This window comes from Mesorhizobium sp. P2_D5 (genome assembly GCF_056404355.1).
This window is the reverse complement of the sequence record NZ_JBFUEE010000007.1, coordinates 71,647-88,576: the sequence shown is the minus strand read 5'-3', so window position 1 is coordinate 88,576 and position 16,930 is coordinate 71,647. Positions and strand designations below refer to the sequence as shown.

At 65.2% G+C, this 16,930-nt stretch carries 18 protein-coding genes; 10 read left to right on the top strand and 8 right to left on the bottom strand.

Going from position 1 to position 16,930, the window contains the following annotated elements:
* Positions 1 to 234: 234 nt before the first annotated feature.
* Complete coding sequence (locus AC1DYW_RS26430) at positions 235 to 843, top strand: glutathione S-transferase family protein (RefSeq protein ID WP_477228152.1); 609 nt, start codon at positions 235 to 237, stop codon at positions 841 to 843.
* Positions 844 to 1,074: 231 nt separating this feature from the next.
* Here the strand turns inward: AC1DYW_RS26430 and AC1DYW_RS26425 are convergent, their stop codons facing one another.
* Positions 1,075 to 1,287 (bottom strand): cold-shock protein, encoded by a 213-nt coding sequence (locus tag AC1DYW_RS26425; RefSeq protein WP_010910991.1) that lies wholly within the window; start codon positions 1,285 to 1,287, stop codon positions 1,075 to 1,077.
* Positions 1,288 to 1,572: 285 nt separating this feature from the next.
* Between AC1DYW_RS26425 and AC1DYW_RS26420 the strand changes: the two genes are divergently transcribed.
* Positions 1,573 to 1,902 (top strand): hypothetical protein, encoded by a 330-nt coding sequence (locus AC1DYW_RS26420; RefSeq protein WP_477228151.1) that lies wholly within the window; start codon positions 1,573 to 1,575, stop codon positions 1,900 to 1,902.
* A gap of 58 nt (positions 1,903 to 1,960) precedes the next feature.
* On the opposite strand, the gene AC1DYW_RS26415 is transcribed toward AC1DYW_RS26420, so the two are convergent.
* The gene (locus AC1DYW_RS26415; RefSeq protein WP_477228150.1) at positions 1,961 to 2,530 is read right to left on the bottom strand and encodes a methylated-DNA--[protein]-cysteine S-methyltransferase; all 570 of its coding nucleotides are present in this window, start codon (positions 2,528 to 2,530) and stop codon (positions 1,961 to 1,963) included.
* A gap of 181 nt (positions 2,531 to 2,711) precedes the next feature.
* Between AC1DYW_RS26415 and AC1DYW_RS26410 the strand changes: the two genes are divergently transcribed.
* Positions 2,712 to 3,644: a transglycosylase SLT domain-containing protein gene (locus AC1DYW_RS26410; protein ID WP_457153704.1), complete on the top strand. Its 933-nt coding sequence runs from the start codon at positions 2,712 to 2,714 to the stop codon at positions 3,642 to 3,644.
* Positions 3,645 to 3,649: 5 nt separating this feature from the next.
* On the top strand, positions 3,650 to 4,138 hold the full coding sequence (locus tag AC1DYW_RS26405; protein ID WP_477228149.1) for a GNAT family N-acetyltransferase: 489 nt from the start codon (positions 3,650 to 3,652) through the stop codon (positions 4,136 to 4,138).
* A 9-nt stretch (positions 4,139 to 4,147) separates the two neighbouring features.
* On the opposite strand, the gene AC1DYW_RS26400 is transcribed toward AC1DYW_RS26405, so the two are convergent.
* Entirely contained in the window at positions 4,148 to 4,492 is a 345-nt protein-coding gene (locus tag AC1DYW_RS26400; protein ID WP_457153702.1) for a hypothetical protein, read from the bottom strand.
* Positions 4,493 to 4,671: 179 nt separating this feature from the next.
* On the opposite strand from AC1DYW_RS26400, the gene AC1DYW_RS26395 reads away from it, so the two are divergent.
* The 5 genes from AC1DYW_RS26395 to AC1DYW_RS26375 all read left to right on the top strand — a co-directional run bounded on the left by AC1DYW_RS26395 (position 4,672) and on the right by AC1DYW_RS26375 (position 8,794).
* On the top strand, positions 4,672 to 5,415 hold the full coding sequence (locus tag AC1DYW_RS26395; protein WP_477228148.1) for a DUF899 family protein: 744 nt from the start codon (positions 4,672 to 4,674) through the stop codon (positions 5,413 to 5,415).
* A gap of 312 nt (positions 5,416 to 5,727) precedes the next feature.
* On the top strand, positions 5,728 to 6,192 hold the full coding sequence (locus tag AC1DYW_RS26390; protein WP_477228147.1) for a cupin domain-containing protein: 465 nt from the start codon (positions 5,728 to 5,730) through the stop codon (positions 6,190 to 6,192).
* A gap of 74 nt (positions 6,193 to 6,266) precedes the next feature.
* Complete coding sequence (locus tag AC1DYW_RS26385; RefSeq protein ID WP_477228146.1) at positions 6,267 to 6,659, top strand: RidA family protein; 393 nt, start codon at positions 6,267 to 6,269, stop codon at positions 6,657 to 6,659.
* Between the two features lie 310 nt (positions 6,660 to 6,969).
* The gene (locus AC1DYW_RS26380; RefSeq protein ID WP_477228145.1) at positions 6,970 to 7,362 is read left to right on the top strand and encodes a RidA family protein; all 393 of its coding nucleotides are present in this window, start codon (positions 6,970 to 6,972) and stop codon (positions 7,360 to 7,362) included.
* Positions 7,363 to 7,618: 256 nt separating this feature from the next.
* A complete protein-coding gene (locus tag AC1DYW_RS26375; RefSeq protein WP_457152515.1) occupies positions 7,619 to 8,794 on the top strand; it encodes an FAD-dependent monooxygenase in 1,176 nt (391 codons plus the stop codon).
* Here AC1DYW_RS26375 and carB read toward each other — a convergent pair.
* The 4 genes from carB to AC1DYW_RS26355 form a co-directional block, all read right to left on the bottom strand.
* Complete coding sequence (gene carB, locus AC1DYW_RS26370) at positions 8,791 to 12,294, bottom strand: carbamoyl-phosphate synthase large subunit (RefSeq protein WP_477228144.1); 3,504 nt, start codon at positions 12,292 to 12,294, stop codon at positions 8,791 to 8,793. The two genes, AC1DYW_RS26375 and carB, sit on opposite strands and share 4 nt — an antisense overlap.
* A gap of 219 nt (positions 12,295 to 12,513) precedes the next feature.
* A complete protein-coding gene (locus tag AC1DYW_RS26365) occupies positions 12,514 to 13,401 on the bottom strand; it encodes an SH3 domain-containing protein (protein WP_477228143.1) in 888 nt (295 codons plus the stop codon).
* A 397-nt stretch (positions 13,402 to 13,798) separates the two neighbouring features.
* Entirely contained in the window at positions 13,799 to 14,557 is a 759-nt protein-coding gene (locus tag AC1DYW_RS26360; RefSeq protein WP_477228142.1) for a metallophosphoesterase family protein, read from the bottom strand.
* A 78-nt stretch (positions 14,558 to 14,635) separates the two neighbouring features.
* Positions 14,636 to 14,992 carry an ArsR/SmtB family transcription factor gene (locus AC1DYW_RS26355; RefSeq protein ID WP_457152519.1) on the bottom strand — a complete coding sequence of 119 codons (357 nt, stop codon included), beginning with the start codon at positions 14,990 to 14,992 and terminating at the stop codon, positions 14,636 to 14,638.
* Positions 14,993 to 15,198: 206 nt separating this feature from the next.
* Between AC1DYW_RS26355 and AC1DYW_RS26350 the strand changes: the two genes are divergently transcribed.
* Positions 15,199 to 16,377 (top strand): MFS transporter, encoded by a 1,179-nt coding sequence (locus AC1DYW_RS26350; protein WP_477228141.1) that lies wholly within the window; start codon positions 15,199 to 15,201, stop codon positions 16,375 to 16,377.
* Between the two features lie 25 nt (positions 16,378 to 16,402).
* On the opposite strand, the gene AC1DYW_RS26345 is transcribed toward AC1DYW_RS26350, so the two are convergent.
* Positions 16,403 to 16,858, bottom strand: coding sequence for a MarR family winged helix-turn-helix transcriptional regulator (locus AC1DYW_RS26345; protein WP_477228140.1), 456 nt, complete (start codon positions 16,856 to 16,858; stop codon positions 16,403 to 16,405).
* Between the last annotated feature and the right edge of the window lie 72 nt (positions 16,859 to 16,930).

Genomic DNA, 16,930 nt, shown 5'->3' with positions numbered 1-16,930 from the left:
TGCAAACGGCAGCTTCCTGCGCTTCCGGTACTCACGTACCCAAATGTACGCTCCGTTCCGGTTCTCGGAATCCACCGTTTTCGACTCGGCCTGACCTGAATCTCGTCACGCCCTTGAACGCCCTCATGCGTTCACACATCAGCAGCGCTGATGGTCGTGCCAAAACAAATCATTGGTTGCGGCGGGAGCCGCTGCGATAATCCACCGGCAGAGGCAGCGCATCGGGGCACGGCAATGATACTCTACAGCATGATCGACAGCGGCAATTGCTACAAGCCGCGGCTGCTGATGGCCAAGCTTGGCCTCGCCTTCACCAATGTCGAGGTGAGTTCGCATACGGGTGAGACGCGAAAAGCGGACTATATCGCCAAGAACCCGAACGCCATGGTGCCGCTGCTCGAGCTCGACGACGGCCGCCGGCTTGCCGAATCCAACGCCATCCTGCTCTATCTCGCCGAGGGCACGCGATTCCTGCCGGCGGACAGGTACGAACGGGGACTGGCCTATCAATGGCTGTTCTTCGAGCAATACAGCCACGAGCCCTATATCGCCGTGCGCAAGGCGCTGCTGACCTTTCCCGAACGCGCCCGGGATGCGACGCCGGAGCGGCTGGCGGTGACGTTGGAGCGCGGCAACAAGGCGCTCGGCGTGATGAACAAACATCTGGAAACCAACGCGTTCTTCGCTGGCGGCGCCTACAGCGTCGCCGACATCGCGCTCTATGCCTATACGCATACGGCAGAGCAGGGCGGCTTCCAGCTTGATGCCTATCCAGCGGTGGCAAATTGGCTTGGCCGGGTGGAAGCGGATCCAGGGCACGTGCCGATGGACTGGGTGGGGTGAGCAACGTCGCCAATTGTCGGCGTCTCAACCCCAGACAAACAAAAAGGCGGGATAAATCCCGCCTTCCCATTTTCGGTAGCCTGATCGGGAGCGTCCGGTCCGGGCTGGCAGCTATCTGCTGATCCAGCTTTTCGGGTCTTTCCGCTCCGGCGCGCTTCTCGCGCGACTGTCAGTACATCCGTGACTTGCCGCGCGCCCCGGGCTCTCGCCCGGCGCGCGCCATTCGCAAAATCAGGCTGCCTTGCTCAGAGATCCAGCGGACGACTTGCCAGTGCGGCGGTCCTGCTCGATCTCGAAGTTGATCTTCTGGCCTTCGACCAGCGTCGACAGTCCAGCACGCTCGACAGCGGAGATGTGGACGAATACGTCCGCGCCGCCCGCGTCAGGCTGGATGAAGCCGAAGCCCTTGGTGGCGTTGAACCACTTGACCGTTCCAGTTGCCATTTAGATAGTCCTTCACATTTGCTTTAGATTGACCGGACCGAAGTCCAGCCGGTGTGCATCGAGATTTTGGAGATAGACGTCAGCAAACGCGATTATCGCGAGGCCCGGATCGATCGGCCGAAATATCAATGGAACGCATATAGGCTGCTTTCGCACGAAAAACAAGACTGCGTGAGAAGGCCGTGATCAGGATGCCGCCCAATGGCCGCCCCAATCGCGTGTGAGCGTCGCAACAGGATCGGGCCCCGGCGGTGTTCAATCCGGGAGGAGCTTGGGGAGAGGATCATGAAAACCATTCTGCTTGCCGCCTGCCTGACGCTGGTGGCCGCCGAGGCGCAGGCGATCTCGCGCTACGATCCGACGCGTATGAGCTGCGGGCGCGTGCAGTCGACGATCGCGCGGCAGGGCGCCGTCATCCTGCGTTACCAGTCGACGCGGGTGCCCGGCCTGCCGCTCTATGACCGCTATGTGCAGAGCGAGCAGTTCTGCACCATGGGCGAGGTGAGGGCACGCGCCTACGTGCCGAGCGCCGACACCAGGTCCTGTCCGGTCTATACCTGCAAGCGGCCGGATTATGATCGGCATTTCCACCGGCGCTTCTTTCACAACGACTAGAGCAACTCCAGGAAAAGTGTGAAGCGCTTTCCCTAGGGAATTGCGACAGAGAGATGGTTCAGAACCCGAATGAAACCTGCGCCGGTGGCGGCGGGCCGACGCGCACGCCTTCCATGGCCAGCATCTTCTCCTTGGTGTTCGAGCCGCCGGATGCCGAGAAGCCGCCGATCTTGCCGCCGGCGGCAAGGATGCGATGGCAGGGAATAACCAGCGGCACCGGATTGGCGCCAAGGGCAGCACCGGTTTCGCGCGGCAGACCGCCATGGCCGGCGCGTTTGGCCAGTTCGCCATAGGTGGTGGTTTCGCCATAGCCGAGCTTCCGCGCCGCGCCGTAGATGGCGAGGCGGAAGTCGTCGATGCCGTCGAGATCGACGGGTACGCCTGTGAAGTCGACATCCTCACCGGCCGCATAGGCCTTTATCGAGGCGATCAGGTCGACGACCCATTGCGGCTGCGCGGTGGAGGCGGAAACGCCGGCATGGCGCATCAGCCGCCGTTCCACCGACTCGCGGCTGCGTTCGGGCAGGCAGAGCCGGATCAGGCCCTTTTCGCTCCAGGCGATGCCCATGAAGCCGATCACTGTTTCTAACACTGCGTGGCCGGCTGTGATCGAAGATGTCGTTTCCATGATGCGTTCCTTTCCGCAAAGTGGCGAAATCCGGCATTCGTCCCGGTACATATCCAGAACAATATGGCATCCCGGCCAGAGTCTCGCCACCCGAAAACCACCCGATGGCCCCGATTGCCGGTCGTGAATCGCTGGTGTAAGGAATTTCTTAATAACCCGACAAATCGGACCCGAGCGCGGCTTGCCAGCAAAACACACTCTTATCGCGATCGGCGTGTTCCTGGCTGCCGCCGGCATCAGCGGTTGCACGTCGACCTCGCAGATGAAACCCGCGCCTGCCCTGACCGAAACCGCGACTGCCGCCGGTGCTGACGCCGGCTTCACGATACCGCTGCCGGAGACGGTTTCGGTGCTGCCGGAATCATCGGGAATCGCACCGGTTCAGACGGCTGAATTGACGCCCGGCCCGGCCACGCCGGCACCCGATGCCGCCGTCCAGCCGGCTGCCGCGACCGCCGCCTTCGCCGGATCGACCCCGGCAGCGCCGGCGGTACCCGCCATCATGACCGCCAATGCCTGGCAAGCGCCGCCGCCGGCGACCGCAGGCGAGACCGTCAAGACGGCCGAGACCTATACGACCGCCGGGCTCGTCATGCCCGCGACCGCCAAGGGCGACCGGAAGGTCGTGCCAGGCGTCCAGCAGGTCGCCTATATGGTGCCGCAGAACCCGGCTGCCCTCGTCCAGTTCCCGATGGCACCCGCGGAAGAAGAGCACGCGCCGGGCGTGCGTGGCGACGTCGAGCGGCTGATCGAGAAATACGCCGCCCTCTACCAGGTGCCGGTCGATCTGGTTCGCCATGTCGTCAACCGCGAGAGCACCTTCAACCCGAAAGCCTACAACAATGGCCATTGGGGGCTGATGCAGATCAAGCACGCGACGGCGCGCGGCATGGGCTATGACGGACCGGCCAAGGGTCTGTTCGACGCCGACACCAATTTGAAATACGCGGTCAAATATCTGCGTGGCGCCTGGCTGGTGTCCGGCGGCAACGCCAAGCGGGCCGACTGGCTCTACCAGACCGGCTACTATTTCGACGCCAAGCGCAAGGGCCTGCTCGAGGCGACCGGGCTTGGCCGCGACCGCCAGCGCAGCCGCCTGCAGCCCGACGCCTGAGCGCGATGCCTGAACCGCGGCCGCCGGCTCTGAACGATATCCGGCTGCGCAAGATCCTCGACGAGACGCTGGTTCCCGCGCACTGGCCGGAAGGCTTTGTGATGCGCTGCTTCGAGCCCGGTGATGCGCCGGCCCTGCATGCGCTCCTGACCGAAGTGTTCGACGACGGTGCCGACGGCCCGTTTGACGAGTGGTGGCCGCGCATATCAGGCGATCCCGAATTCGACCCGGCGCTGTGTTTCCTCGTCATCGACGCCAAGGGCCGGCTGGCGGCGGCCGCGCTGTGTTGGACGCGCGCCTTCGTCAAGGACCTCGCCGTCCATCCCGAGGCGCGCGGCAAGGGCATTGCCGAAGCGCTGATGTGGCACGCCTTCGCCACCTTTCGCGCACGCGGCGCTGACTATGTCGACCTGAAGACCAACACCGAAGAAAACGCCGCCGCAGTGCGGCTCTACGATCGGCTCGGCATGTTCGAGGTCGATTGGTACAGCTGAGCGGGGCGCTCAAATGTCCGGCGCGTTGCCGATCTTCCGCTTGAGGTCCAGCGCCCAGGCGCGGCCCTCGTCGCCGCCCCACAGCAGCCAGGCGATGTAGCCGGCCGACGGGTTTTGCTCATTGCCGTAGTTCCTGCCGCGCTTGTCGACCTCGTGGCGGGCGAAATAGCTGACCATGCGGCGGATGGTGGAGGGCGCGAGCTTTTCCCGGTTCTTCAGTTCGGTGGCGCGGGCCACGCCGATCTCGGTGCCGCCACGGCCGAATTCGCCGCGCAGGCGCAGCCCCTTGGCGGCATTGTCGGCCACCACTTGCGGGCAGCGCAGGTCGATCTCGTCGTCATCGTCGTTGTGCATTTTGTTCCCGGACTGCTGGCTTATCCTGTGGGGAGAATGCTGGGAAGAGAGCGAGGTTCCGCCACGAGGAATCGCCCGAGCGCTGCGCAAAAAAATGTCGGCACCGATCGCCGCCAAACGTCCTTGGGTCGCAGAGCAACCGCGCCGGGACGCCGGCGCCGCGACCGAAGGAGCCGATCATGATCACCTTTCCCAACGAATCCGCCAAATACCGCACCGCCCGCGAAAAACTGCTGCAGAAGGAAATCGGGCTGCGCCGCGCCATGGAAGAGGTTGCGGTCGCGCGGCGCGCGCTGCCGCCCGGTGGGCTAGTGCCGCAAGATTATGTGTTCGACGCGCTGGGATCGGACGGCAAGCCCGGGAAGGTAAAACTGTCGGAGCTGTTTGCGCCCGGCAAGGATTCGCTCATCCTCTACAACATGATGTTTCCCCGCCACCCACGCGAGACGCGCGACGTGGCGACCAGCGGCGGCACGGCGAAGCTCGCACGGCTGGACCAGCCATGCCCGTCCTGCACGGCGCTGCTCGACCAGTTCGACGGCGCGGTCGGCCATCTCGAAGCCGCCGGCTTCAACTTCGCCGTGGTGGCGAAAACCGCGCTCGAAAACCTGGTCACGCTCGGTCGCGACCGAGGCTGGCGCAACATGCGGCTGGTGTCTTCGGCCAACAACGGCTTCAAGCGCGACTACAATGCGGAGGCGGCCGACGGCGCACAGTCGCCGCTGCTGTCGGTGTTCCATCGCGACGCCGACGGCATCCGCCATTTCTGGAGTTCCGAACTGGATTTCGCGCCAACGGACCCAGGCCAGGATCCGCGTGGCGTCGGCACCTGCGAGCCGCTGTGGAACCTGATGGATTTCACGCCCGAGGGCCGGCCGAACTGGAACGAGCAACTGCAATATGGCGAGGCGTGCTGTCACTAGGAGGGCAGGGGCTCGTTCTGTACGGCGGGCGATCGCTTCAGGTTGGTTCGCACCTTCCGGACGCTGGCGCCGCCCCTCACCTGCCTGCCGGCATCCTCTCCCCGTAGAACGGGGAGAGGGGAGCTGTGATCGACGCTTTCGCCAATCGCCAGCGCTGCAGGAAGAGAGCCGACGTCGCGGCAGGCCCCTTTCTCCCCGTGGCACGGGGAGAAATGCCCGGCAGGGCAATGAGGGGCAGCGCCGACGTCGACAAGGCTGTCTGTGCCAAGCGGTTCTTGTCTACAATGTCGGCACAAAACGGGAGAGCATTCCATGCCCAAGATCGACCTGTCAGCCGTGCCCGTCCGCAAGGGCTCCGGCTACCCCGCGCCTTTCGATCAACCCTGTGCCGACCGCACGCGGCGGCGGCTGGGCGACGCGGGCGGGCTCACCGATTTCGGCGTCAATCTGATGACCTTGCCGCCCGGCGGCTGGTCCAGCCAGCGCCACTGGCACAGCCATGAGGACGAGTTCGTCACCGTGCTGGAAGGCGAACTGATGCTGGTCGAGGACGGCGGCGAGACGCTGCTCAAGGCAGGCGACTGCGCGACCTTCGCCAAGAACAGCGGCAACGGCCATCACCTGATCAACCGGTCGTCCACGACGGCGCTCTATCTGGAGGTCGGCTCGCGCGACCCGGACGACGTCATCACATGCTCCGACATCGACATGATGAGCCCGAGCTCCGACGGACGTTTCTTGCACAAGGACGGCACACCGTATCCGGGGCAGGGGTAGCTCTGGCCCATGCATCCGCGCTGGCGTTCACCGGGCGGCGCGGTAAGCTCCCTGCAAACCCAGGGAGGATTGCCGTGAAGAAAGAAATCATCGAAGTGCCGGTGCTGTCGGCAGCCGTGCGTGCCTTGGGCGTGCCGCTGTCGCTGGTGACCAAAGCCGCCGGGCTGGTCTTCGTGTCCGGCACGCCGCCGCTCGATATCTCGACCGGCAGGCTGGTCAAGGGCGACATCGAAACGCAGACCGAGGCATCGCTGAAGGCGCTGAAGCATTGCCTGGAAGCGGCCGGCACCTCGCTGGACAACGTGGTGATGGTGCGCATCTACGCCGTCAATTCCGGCTTCTACAACGCCATCAACCGCGTCTATGCCAGGCATTTTCCCGAGAACCCACCATCGCGGACCTTCGTGCCGGTGGCGTCATGGCCGATGGAGTTCGATATCGAGATCGAATGTGTGGCGGTGGGCTGAGCCGAGCTCCCCTTCTCCCCTTGTGGGGCCCGAAGGGCGGGCGAGGCCCGTGACTCGCCCCGGGCGGTGTCGCCGAAGGCGACGGATGAGGGGTGTTCCAGGGAACGCCAACGTCTCACTCCGCTGGAGCACCCCTCATCCGTCTCGGCGCTATCGCGCCGATCCACCTTCTCCCCCAAGGGGAGAAGGTAAGGGCGTTCCCGGCGCCGCATCTGGGCAGGGGTGAGCGGCGTCAGTCCTGGATCATCGCTCCGCGCTGGCGTTCGGCTGGTGGCGCGATAAGGTCCCTGAAAACCCAGGGAGATTTGCCGTGAAGAAGGAAGTCATCGAAGTGCCTGTCATGTCGGCCAAGGTGCGGGCGCTCGGCCTTCCCTGTTCGACAGCGGTGAAGGCCAACGGCTTCGTGTTCATCTCGGCGACGCCGCCGGTGGACATGGTGACCGGCGAGATGGTGCGCGGCGACATCGAAACGCAGACCGAGGCGTCGCTGAAGGCGCTGAAACATTGCCTGGAAGCGGCCGGCACCTCGCTCGACAATGTGGTGATGGTGCGCATCTACGCCGTCAATTCCGGCTTCTACAACGCCATCAATCGGGTCTATGCGAAGTATTTTTCGATCAACCCGCCGGCGCGCAGCTTCGTGCCGGTGGCGTCATGGCCGATGGAGTTTGATATCGAGATCGAGTGCGTGGCGGTGGCGTGAGCGGCGCAGCGATTTGGAGTCCGACACCGCCTTCTGTCCGCCCATGGTGTTGAAGACGATCAGCACCTGACGGTTGCGGATGGCGTCTTCGATGTTGGGGCGGCTTTCCAGCACCTTGTTCTCGGCGACGACGCACCCCTTACAACATGATCGCCGTTTGCCTGCGCTGTGCGCCGGCGCTAGGCTGCCAATATTCACGGGCGGCCGCGGGTGGCGGCACGCGCCAAGGGCTGACCATGCTTGACGAGCCGGAGCAATGAGCACGAGCCCGCTACGTGTGGCAGTCATTGGCGGCGGCATCGGCGGCGCCGCCGCTGCTGCCGCCCTGCTTCAACGTGGCATGGACGTCCGTCTCTACGAGCAGGCTACGGCCCTGGCCGAGGTCGGCGTCGGCGTCGTGATCCAACCGAACGGTGTCCGGATGCTTCGGCGGCTCGGCCTCGGTGACGAGCTGATCCGCTCGGGCGCCAGATGGATCGACCCACAGTTTCGTCGCGCCGATGGATCCTATGCGGCTGCGATGTGGCCCCCCGAGCTTGCCAGCCAAATCGAGTTCTACGGCATGCACCGCGCCGATTTGCTGGCAATGTTCGTCGATCGGCTACCTGCCGATAGTGTGAAGACCGGCCACAGATGTATCGGCTTCGAACAGGACGATGAGCAGGCCGTCATCACTTTCGCCAATGGTTTGCGCACCACGGCCGACGTCGTGATCGCGGCTGACGGTATCCATTCTACCCTTCAGCAGTTCGTAGTTGCCCCGTCCGCCCCGCTCTATTCGGGATCGGTCGCCTATCGAGGGGTGATCCCGGCGGCTGGTGTCTCGTGGCCGCCGGGAGCGATGCGCAACTGGCTTGGTGCAGGCAAGCATTTTCTCGTCTATCCGGTGCGCGCCGGCCTGCTCATCAACTACGTCGGCTTTGTGACGACTGACGAGCCGATGAAGGAGTCATGGTCGGCACGGGGCGATCCCGCCGCCCTTGCCCGGGAGTTCGCCGGTTGGGACCCCATGGTCGAGACGGTCATTGCCCAACTGAAAACGACGTTTAGGTGGGGCCTGTTCGATCGTGAGCCGCTCGCAACCTGGACTCGCGGACGCCTGACCCTGCTGGGCGACGCCGCCCACCCAATGCTGCCGCATTTGGGACAAGGAGCCAATCAGGCCATCGAAGACGCGGTTGCCTTGGCGACGGTGCTGAGCCACGCAGACCGCAAGTCAGCCCCACGGGCGCTGCTGATTTACGAGCAGCTGCGGCGCGAGCGGACTGCCGGCGTCCAGCGCATGGCGCGCATGAACGGTGCTCGCTATGACGCATCCAGCGGCGACTTGCATGCCCGCGACCGCAAGCTTGACGCTCAGCCGCAGGAACGCGCCTGGGTCTGGAATTACGACGCCGATGCCGAAGCCATGGCAGCCGCGGCTTCGCTCTAGGCAAAGTACTCCTGCAGCGGCCTGACCTCGAGGCTCCCCGCCTTCAGCGCGGCAATCGCCTCCGCTACCGCGGCAGCGCCCGACAGCGTCGTGTAATACGGCACCTTCTGCATCAGCGTCGCGCGGCGGAGCGATTTTGAGTCCGACACCGCCTTCTGGCCATCAGTCGTGTTGAAGACGATCTGGACCTGGCGGTTGCGGATGGCGTCCTCGATGTGGGGGCGGCCTTCCAGCACCTTGTTGATCTTCTCGGCGACGACGCCGTTTTCGGCGAGGAAGCGGGCCGTGCCTGAGGTTGCCATCACCTTGAAGCCGAGACCTGCGAGGCGCTTCACCGCCGGCAATATGCCCTTCTTGTCCTCGTCGCGCACCGAGACGAACAGCGTGCCGGAGCGTGGCAGGTCGACGCCGGCGCCCAGCTGGCTCTTGGCGAAGGCCAGCGCGAAATCGCGGTCGAGGCCCATGACCTCGCCGGTCGAGCGCATTTCCGGGCCGAGCAAGATGTCGACGCCGGGGAAGCGGGCGAAGGGGAACACGGCTTCCTTGACCGCGATGTGGCCGGGATTCCTGGGGTCGGGCATGGCGCCGTAATGGGCGAAGGCGTCTTCCAGCGTCTCGCCGGCCATGATGCGGGCGGCGATCTTGGCAATCGGCCGCCCGATGGTCTTGGCGACGAAGGGCACGGTGCGTGATGCGCGCGGGTTGACCTCCAGCACATAGACCGTGCCGTCCTTGATCGCATATTGCACGTTCATCAGGCCGCCGACATTGAGCGCGCGGGCGAGTGCCGCCGTCTGGCGCTCCAGCTCATCCACCAGCTCCGAAGGCAGCGAGTGCACCGGCAGCGAGCAGGCACTGTCGCCCGAATGGATGCCGGCCTCCTCGATGTGCTCCAATATGCCGGAGACGAAGGTTGCCTTGCCGTCGCAGAGGCAATCGACATCGACCTCGATGGCGCCCGAGAGATAGGTATCGAACAGCAGCGGGTTCTTGCCCAGGAGCGTGTTGATCTGGCCGGTCTTGTCGTTGGGGTATTTCTGCTTGATGTCCTCCGGCACCAGGCCGGGCACGGTGTCGAGCAGGTAGGATTGCAGCATGCCCTCGTCATGGATGATCTGCATGGCGCGGCCGCCGAGCACATAGGACGGGCGCACGACCAGCGGGAAGCCGAGCTCGCCTGCGACGAGGCGGGCCTGCTCGACCGAATAGGCGATGCCGTTCTTCGGCTGGCTGAGGCCGAGCTTGTGCAGCAGCTTCTGGAAGCGGTCGCGGTCTTCGGCGAGGTCGATCATGTCGGGCGAGGTGCCGAGGATTGGGATGCCGGCCTTCTCCAGCGCATCCGCCAGCTTCAGCGGCGTCTGGCCGCCGAACTGGACGATGACGCCGACCAGTTCGCCCGAGGCTTGTTCGGCGCGCAGGATCTCCAGCACGTCTTCCGCCGTCAGCGGCTCGAAATAGAGCCGGTCCGAGGTGTCGTAGTCGGTCGACACGGTCTCGGGGTTGCAGTTGATCATGATCGCCTCATAGCCGGCGTCGCGCAGCGCAAAGGCGGCGTGGCAGCAGCAATAGTCGAACTCGATGCCCTGGCCGATGCGGTTCGGCCCGCCGCCGAGGATGACGACCTTTTTGCGCGACGAGACCTGCGCCTCGTTGGCGAGGTGGCCGGCGAACGGCACTTCGTAGGTCGAGTACATGTAGGCGGTGGGCGAGGCGAACTCGGCGGCGCAGGTGTCGATGCGCTTGTAGACCGGGTGAACGTCGAGCTTTTCGCGGACCTTCGCGATCACTTCGATGTCGGTCCTGGTCAGCGATGCCAGGCGGGCGTCGGAAAAACCCATCGCCTTCAGCATGCGCAGATTGACGGCATCCCCGGGGATGCCGTGCTCGCGGATGCGGGCTTCCATGGCGACGATGCCGGCGATCTGCTCGAGGAACCACGGGTCGATCTTGCACATGGCGTGCACGTCTTCCAGCGAGGTGCCCATGCGGATCGCCTGCGCCACCATGCGCAGCCGGTCGGGCGTCGGCGTGCCCAGTGCTGCGCGGATGGCGTTGCGGTCGTCGGCATGGTTGGCGATCGCGGTCCCGTGGCCGAGGCCGGGGATCTCGATCTCGTCGAGGCCGGTGAGGCCGGTTTCGAGACCACGCAGCGCCTTCTGCAGCGATTCCTGGAACGTGCGGCCGATGGCCATGACTTCGCCGACCGACTTCATGGCGGTGGTCAGCACCGGCTCGGCGCCGGGGAATTTCTCGAAGGCGAAACGCGGGATCTTGGTGACGACGTAATCGATCGACGGCTCGAACGAGGCCGGCGTCGCGCCGCCGGTGATGTCGTTCTCCAGCTCGTCCAGCGTGTAGCCAACGGCGAGCTTGGCCGCGATCTTCGCGATCGGGAAACCGGTCGCCTTGGAAGCCAGGGCGGACGAGCGCGAGACGCGCGGGTTCATCTCGATCACGACCAGACGGCCATCGGCCGGGTTGACGGCGAACTGCACGTTGGAACCGCCGGTCTCGACGCCGATCTCGCGCAGCACCGCGATCGAGGCGTTGCGCATCATCTGGTATTCTTTGTCGGTGAGCGTGAGCGCTGGCGCGACGGTGATCGAATCGCCGGTGTGCACGCCCATCGGGTCGATGTTCTCGATCGAGCAGACGATGATGCAATTGTCCGCCTTGTCGCGGACGACCTCCATCTCGTACTCCTTCCAGCCGAGCACGCTCTCCTCGATCAGCACTTCGGTGGTCGGCGAGGCATCGAGACCGGACTGGACGATCTCGTAGAATTCGGCGCGGTTGTAGGCGATGCCGCCGCCGGTGCCGCCCATGGTGAAGGACGGGCGGATGATGGCAGGCAGGCCGACATGGTCGAGCGCCTGGGCGGCGATCGCCATGCCATGGCTGATGTAGCGCTGCTTGCGGTCGCCTTCGCCGAGGTTCCAGCGGGTTTCCAGCGCGTCGAGCGCAGCGTCGAGATCGGCCGGGGCCTCGGCCTTGACGGCGGCGCGCTCGGCCTCGTGCGTCTTGCGGTCGGTGTTCTTGACGTCGGTGGCGTTGGCCAGCATCGACTTCGGCGTTTCCAGCCCGATCTTCTTCATCGCCTCGCGAAACAGCGCGCGGTCCTCGGCCTTGTCGATCGCCGTGGCGTCGGCGCCGATCATCTCGACATTGTAGCGGTCGAGCACGCCCATGCGGCGCAGCGACAGAGCGGTGTTGAGCGCGGTCTGGCCGCCCATGGTCGGCAGCAGCGCATCGGGCCGCTCCTTGGCGATGATCTTGGCCACGACTTCCGGGGTGATCGGCTCGATATAGGTGGCGTCGGCCAGTTCCGGGTCGGTCATGATTGTGGCCGGATTTGAATTGACCAGGATGACGCGAAAACCCTCTTCCTTCAGCGCCTTGCAGGCCTGGGTGCCGGAATAATCGAACTCGCAGGCCTGGCCGATGACGATGGGGCCGGCCCCGATGATCAGGATCGACTTGATGTCAGTGCGTCTTGGCATGGGCGATAAGTTCCGTTCGGCGGGCGGCTTGCACAAAAAACCGGGACGGGAAGACCCGGCCGGTTGTGCTCGCGATTCTGGTATCAGGCTAGGAGGGCCTTATAGGGAAGAGTTTTGCCCGATGTAACCCCGAAAATGAGGGGAGTAGGGGAGTAGGTAGAGTTTGGAGCGCGCTGCAAACATACTGCCTTACTGCCCTACTCCCTTACTCCCCTAAGACTAATCCCCCAGCGCCATCTGATCCGTGATCTCGAAGCGTTCGGAGACGCCGATGCGGATCATGTTCAGGCTGCCTTCACGGGTGAAGCGGAAGTCGCTCTGCCCGTCGGACCCGGCCGGCTTGCCGGCGACGAAGGAGATGACGCGGGTGCCGCCATCGGGCCAGGTGACGGTGACGTCGGCCTTGTCCGTGCCGGCGCGCACGACGCTGACCGGGCAGCGGGTCATCGGCTCGCCGACATAGCGGGCGCAGGGAATTTCATTGGTGGCATGGCCCGCTGGCGGTTCCATCCGCGCGACGGCTTGTGAGTCAGGCGGCGGGGCAATGGATGCCGCGGCCGGCGGCTTTTCGATCTCGCCGGTCGTCGGGTTTTCCTGCACCGCGAAGGCCAGGCCGTAGGCATCCCGCATGGCCGTTTGGCCGATTTCGACGGCTGATTTCTGCGTGCTTTCGGCGCCAGCCTCCGGACCCGCGCCACCCAGACGCGCCGCCAGGTCGGGCGGCGGTGCGATCGGCGGCTGGGGCTTGGCGGGGTCGCCGGTTTGTGGTTTGTCCAGCGCCGATGCCTGATCGGCCTCATTGCCAGTGGAGGCGACCATCGGTGCGTCGGCCGGTCTTGCCTGGCCTTCGACATAGGGAGCCGGATTGAGGGGGATGAGGTAGCGCGCCGGCGCCCATCCGCTCAGCTTGTCCTTGCCCATGCTCTCGACCTTGCACCATTTGTTGCCGTTGACGTCGTTGCAGCCGAGATTGGTGACGCTTGCGCCTCCAGCCAGACGCGCTTCGACCGTGGCGACCGGCGATGCTGCTGTGCGGATATTGAGAAGGTCATCCGGCGCCAGGCCGGTGACGATGGAGATGACGAGATCCGGCGATTCTTCGGCCATGGCGGGGCCAACAGCCGGCCAGGCCGCCATCAGAAGCGGAGCCGCAATCAGCGCATGCAGGGTTGTTCGGAGCGTAACGGTGCGCCTCATCATTTGGCCGTGCGCTGATACTCAAAGACACCGTGCACGCGACGGATCGAGCCCGTCGCTTGCCCGGCCGGTTTTATAAGCGACGACGCGCCGCCATGTAAGCCCGAAAATTCGAACGAACCATGGTGCTGGGCGGACGGGAGAAACCCTGCTGCTCCTTGCGAAGCCCCAGCTGATCCCCTCGCCAGGTCAATCCTCCCGGCCTGGCTGAGGGCATTTCGTGTCTAGCCGCGGCGGCCTGGCGTTGCAAGTTTACGGGTCAGGGAGGCTGGCGGCATCAACGAGTTCAGCCCGGCATGAGCTACACTCAGCCCGGCATGAAGCCGGTCCTGAGCGCGTGGGCCCATTCCGGGCGTCCCGCATCTCCGGCCTGTCTGGCCGCGGCTTCGTGGTCGTAGTCGACGGCGATGGCCTCGAAGCGGTCGGGCTGGCCGGCGCTGCCCAAGGCGACAATGCCGTAGCGCGCATGTGGTGATCCCTGCTCCGAGACATGCGCCGGCGGCGTCGAATCGTCATAGGCGGGGCAGCCGATGCTGCCGGGATTGAAGACGACCGGACCACCGGGGATGCGGATCAGCTCGGCCCGGTGGCTGTGGCCGCACAGCGCGATGCGGCAGGCCGGGTCAAGCGCCTTCAGCCGGCGCCGAATCGCCGCCAATGGCGCGCGCACCAGCTGGCCATCGGTGATCGCATCGAGCAGATATTTCTCGTCATGGTCGGGCCGGGCGTGGAAGGCGATGATGCCGGGCGCGATCTCGAGCGTCAGCGGCTGCGCGAACAGCGCCTCGCGCTGCGCCTGCGTCAGCCGCTCCTGCGCATAGGCGTCGGAAGGCCACATCTCGTCACTGGCCGGATCGGCGGCGACGCGACGGTCGTGGTTGCCGCGCACCGTCGGCAGGTTGAGCGCTTCCAGCCGCGCAAACGTCTCGCGCGGCCATAGCGGGCCGGAAACGCTGTCGCCGAGATTGACGGTCAGGTCGGCGCCGCCGCGCTGCTTCAGATCGTCAAGCACGGCGTCCAGCGCCAGCACATTGCCATGGATATCTGCGAGGACGGCGATGCGCATCTTGGGTGGCTCCGAACGTGGGGCAGCGTTTTCTCTTTCCCCCGCTATGCGGGGCGAGGAACCCAATTCCTGCAAGGGTCAGGCGGAAACTTCAAGATCGTGGCCACCGACCGCGGGCAGCGCGGGATCGTCTCCGGCGGCGGCGATGACGCTGTCGAGCAGGCCGGGGAAGCGGGCGTCGAGGTCGGCGCGACGCAGCGTGATCATGCGGTTGGTGCCAACGACTTCGGCGCGGGTGACCCCGGCCTCGCGCAGTTTGGCCAGATGATAGCTCAGATTGGTCTTGGAGCCGAGGTCGAGGAACTGGCTGCAGTTCAGCGCCACGCCTTCCTTGCTGGCGAGATAGCGCACGATGGCGAGCCGCGTCGGGTCACCGAGCACGCCGAGCACGATCGGCAGGCTGATCTGGTCGGTATTGGGGTGTGGCAAGGTCATGGCTGGAAACTAAGCACAGTTCGGGCCGATTTCAACGCATCCATCCTGCTCTGCGCATACGCGCCGTTCTTCCGTTGCGATCCGTGCTGACCGACTGTGCTGACACAGGGCTGTCAGGAGGGTGCTGCTATTTTTCCCTGGCTTCATTGACATCATGCCCTGTCATGTCCAATTGTTCAATAACTTTTGAACTAAGGACACGCCCCATGGACAAGCGCCTCTTCTGGCTTGCGCTCGGATCGTTCACGATCTCGACCGAAGGCTTCGTCATCTCCAGCCTTCTGCCCGACATCGCGGCGGACGCCGGCATCTCCATTCCGCTGGCCGGCACGCTGATCACCGCCTTCGCGCTCGCCTATGCGGTCGGTACGCCGATCCTGGCGACGCTGACCGGCGAATGGGACCGGCGCCGTGTCATCCTGTGGACGCTGGTGTTCTTCGTCATCGGCAACATTGCCGCCGCGCTGAGCTCCTCCTTCGAACTGCTGCTGATCGCACGCATCGTCATGGCGCTGTCGTCGGGCCTGTTCGCTGCGACCGCGCAAGGCACGGCGGTGGCGCTGGTTGATGACCATCACCGGGCCCGCGCCATTGCCGTCGTCGTCGGTGGCACCACGGTGGCTGTCGCGGTCGGCGCGCCGCTTGGCGCTCTGGTCGCTGCATTCGCCGGCTGGCGCGGCACGTTCTACGCCATTGCCGGCCTTGGCGCGCTTGCCGGCGCGATCCTGTGGTACCGGCTGCCACGCGGCATCGTCGGCACCAGGCTGCCCCTGAAGCGCCGGCTGGCAGCGGCGCTGCGGCCCGGCGTGATGCCGATCCTCCTGACGACGCTTCTGGCGCTGACCGGCGCCTTCACCGTCTTTGCCTATGTCGCGCCGCTCGCCATCGAGGGCGGCGGGCTCAGCCAGATCGCGCTGCCCGGCATGCTGCTCGCCTTCGGTGTCGGCGCCGTCATCGGCAACATCGCCGGCGGCCAGGCAGCCGACCGTTTTGGCGCCACGCGCACCGTCGGCTGGTCGCTGACGCTGAGTGCGGCCATGCTGGTCATGCTGTCGGTCATCCCGACCTTCCTGCCGTCCCATATTGCCGGACCGGCGCTGATGGCGATGATGGTGCCGTGGGGCATTGTCGGCTGGGCGTTCCCGCCGGCGCAGGCCAGCCGCATCATCAAGCTGGCGCCCGACGCCGCGCCGATCGTGCTGTCGCTCAACGGTTCGGCACTCTATCTCGGCGTGGCGCTAGGAGCGGTGGTCGGTGGCGCCGTGCTGCGCTATGGCGCGCCGGCCGATCTCGGGCTGGTCGCCGCGGCCTTCCCGATCATCGGGCTCGGCATCGTGCTGGCCGGTCGCTGGGCGGCGCGGCCGGTTGCCATGCCGGCTGAATAGTCTTCTCGGAGGCCCGTCGGCTGCCTTAGCTGGCCGGCGGCAGCTCGAAATCCAGCGCGGCGATGTCATCTAGCGCCGCGCGCAGTTTTGCCGCCTGATCCTTGCCGACCACGTCCTCGAAACGCTGCTGGGCGACCTGCCACAGCTTCATCGCCTCATCGAGCTTGACCAGACCTTGCGGCGTCAGCCGCACGCGCTTGATGCGGCGGTCGTCCGGATCGGCGAAAGTCTCGACATAGCCGTCGCGGATCAGTGGCTTCAGCGTGTGGCCAAGCGCAGACAGGTCCATGATCATGGACGCGGCAATGGCGCCCATCGCCGGCTCGTTGCCGATATGGATCTGGTAAAGCAGGCCCTGCTGCGTGGCCTTGAGGCCCGAAGGCGCAAGCACATCATCATAATACTGGCCGAGCTTGCGTGCCGCGCGACGCAGCATGGCGTTGTTGCACAGCGTCAGGCCGGGTAGGGCATCTTTTGACATTTTTTCTCTCGGCGACGGCTGCATCACGCCCGACCGCTTACCCTTAAATAATCTCAGTCCCGATCATTGACA

What these genes read in the sequence shown, in the direction of transcription:
- AC1DYW_RS26430 (WP_477228152.1), top strand. Translation starts at nt 235, where the DNA reads ATGATACTCTACAGCATGATCGACAGCGGCAATTGCTACAAGCCGCGG.
- AC1DYW_RS26425 (WP_010910991.1), bottom strand. Translation starts at nt 1,287, where the DNA reads ATGGCAACTGGAACGGTCAAGTGGTTCAACGCCACCAAGGGCTTCGGC.
- AC1DYW_RS26420 (WP_477228151.1), top strand. Translation starts at nt 1,573, where the DNA reads ATGAAAACCATTCTGCTTGCCGCCTGCCTGACGCTGGTGGCCGCCGAG.
- AC1DYW_RS26415 (WP_477228150.1), bottom strand. Translation starts at nt 2,530, where the DNA reads ATGGAAACGACATCTTCGATCACAGCCGGCCACGCAGTGTTAGAAACA.
- AC1DYW_RS26405 (WP_477228149.1), top strand. Translation starts at nt 3,650, where the DNA reads ATGCCTGAACCGCGGCCGCCGGCTCTGAACGATATCCGGCTGCGCAAG.
- AC1DYW_RS26400 (WP_457153702.1), bottom strand. Translation starts at nt 4,492, where the DNA reads ATGCACAACGACGATGACGACGAGATCGACCTGCGCTGCCCGCAAGTG.
- AC1DYW_RS26395 (WP_477228148.1), top strand. Translation starts at nt 4,672, where the DNA reads ATGATCACCTTTCCCAACGAATCCGCCAAATACCGCACCGCCCGCGAA.
- AC1DYW_RS26390 (WP_477228147.1), top strand. Translation starts at nt 5,728, where the DNA reads ATGCCCAAGATCGACCTGTCAGCCGTGCCCGTCCGCAAGGGCTCCGGC.
- AC1DYW_RS26375 (WP_457152515.1), top strand. Translation starts at nt 7,619, where the DNA reads ATGAGCACGAGCCCGCTACGTGTGGCAGTCATTGGCGGCGGCATCGGC.
- carB (WP_477228144.1), bottom strand. Translation starts at nt 12,294, where the DNA reads ATGCCAAGACGCACTGACATCAAGTCGATCCTGATCATCGGGGCCGGC.
- AC1DYW_RS26365 (WP_477228143.1), bottom strand. Translation starts at nt 13,401, where the DNA reads ATGGCCGAAGAATCGCCGGATCTCGTCATCTCCATCGTCACCGGCCTG.
- AC1DYW_RS26360 (WP_477228142.1), bottom strand. Translation starts at nt 14,557, where the DNA reads ATGCGCATCGCCGTCCTCGCAGATATCCATGGCAATGTGCTGGCGCTG.
- AC1DYW_RS26355 (WP_457152519.1), bottom strand. Translation starts at nt 14,992, where the DNA reads ATGACCTTGCCACACCCCAATACCGACCAGATCAGCCTGCCGATCGTG.
- AC1DYW_RS26350 (WP_477228141.1), top strand. Translation starts at nt 15,199, where the DNA reads ATGGACAAGCGCCTCTTCTGGCTTGCGCTCGGATCGTTCACGATCTCG.
- AC1DYW_RS26345 (WP_477228140.1), bottom strand. Translation starts at nt 16,858, where the DNA reads ATGTCAAAAGATGCCCTACCCGGCCTGACGCTGTGCAACAACGCCATG.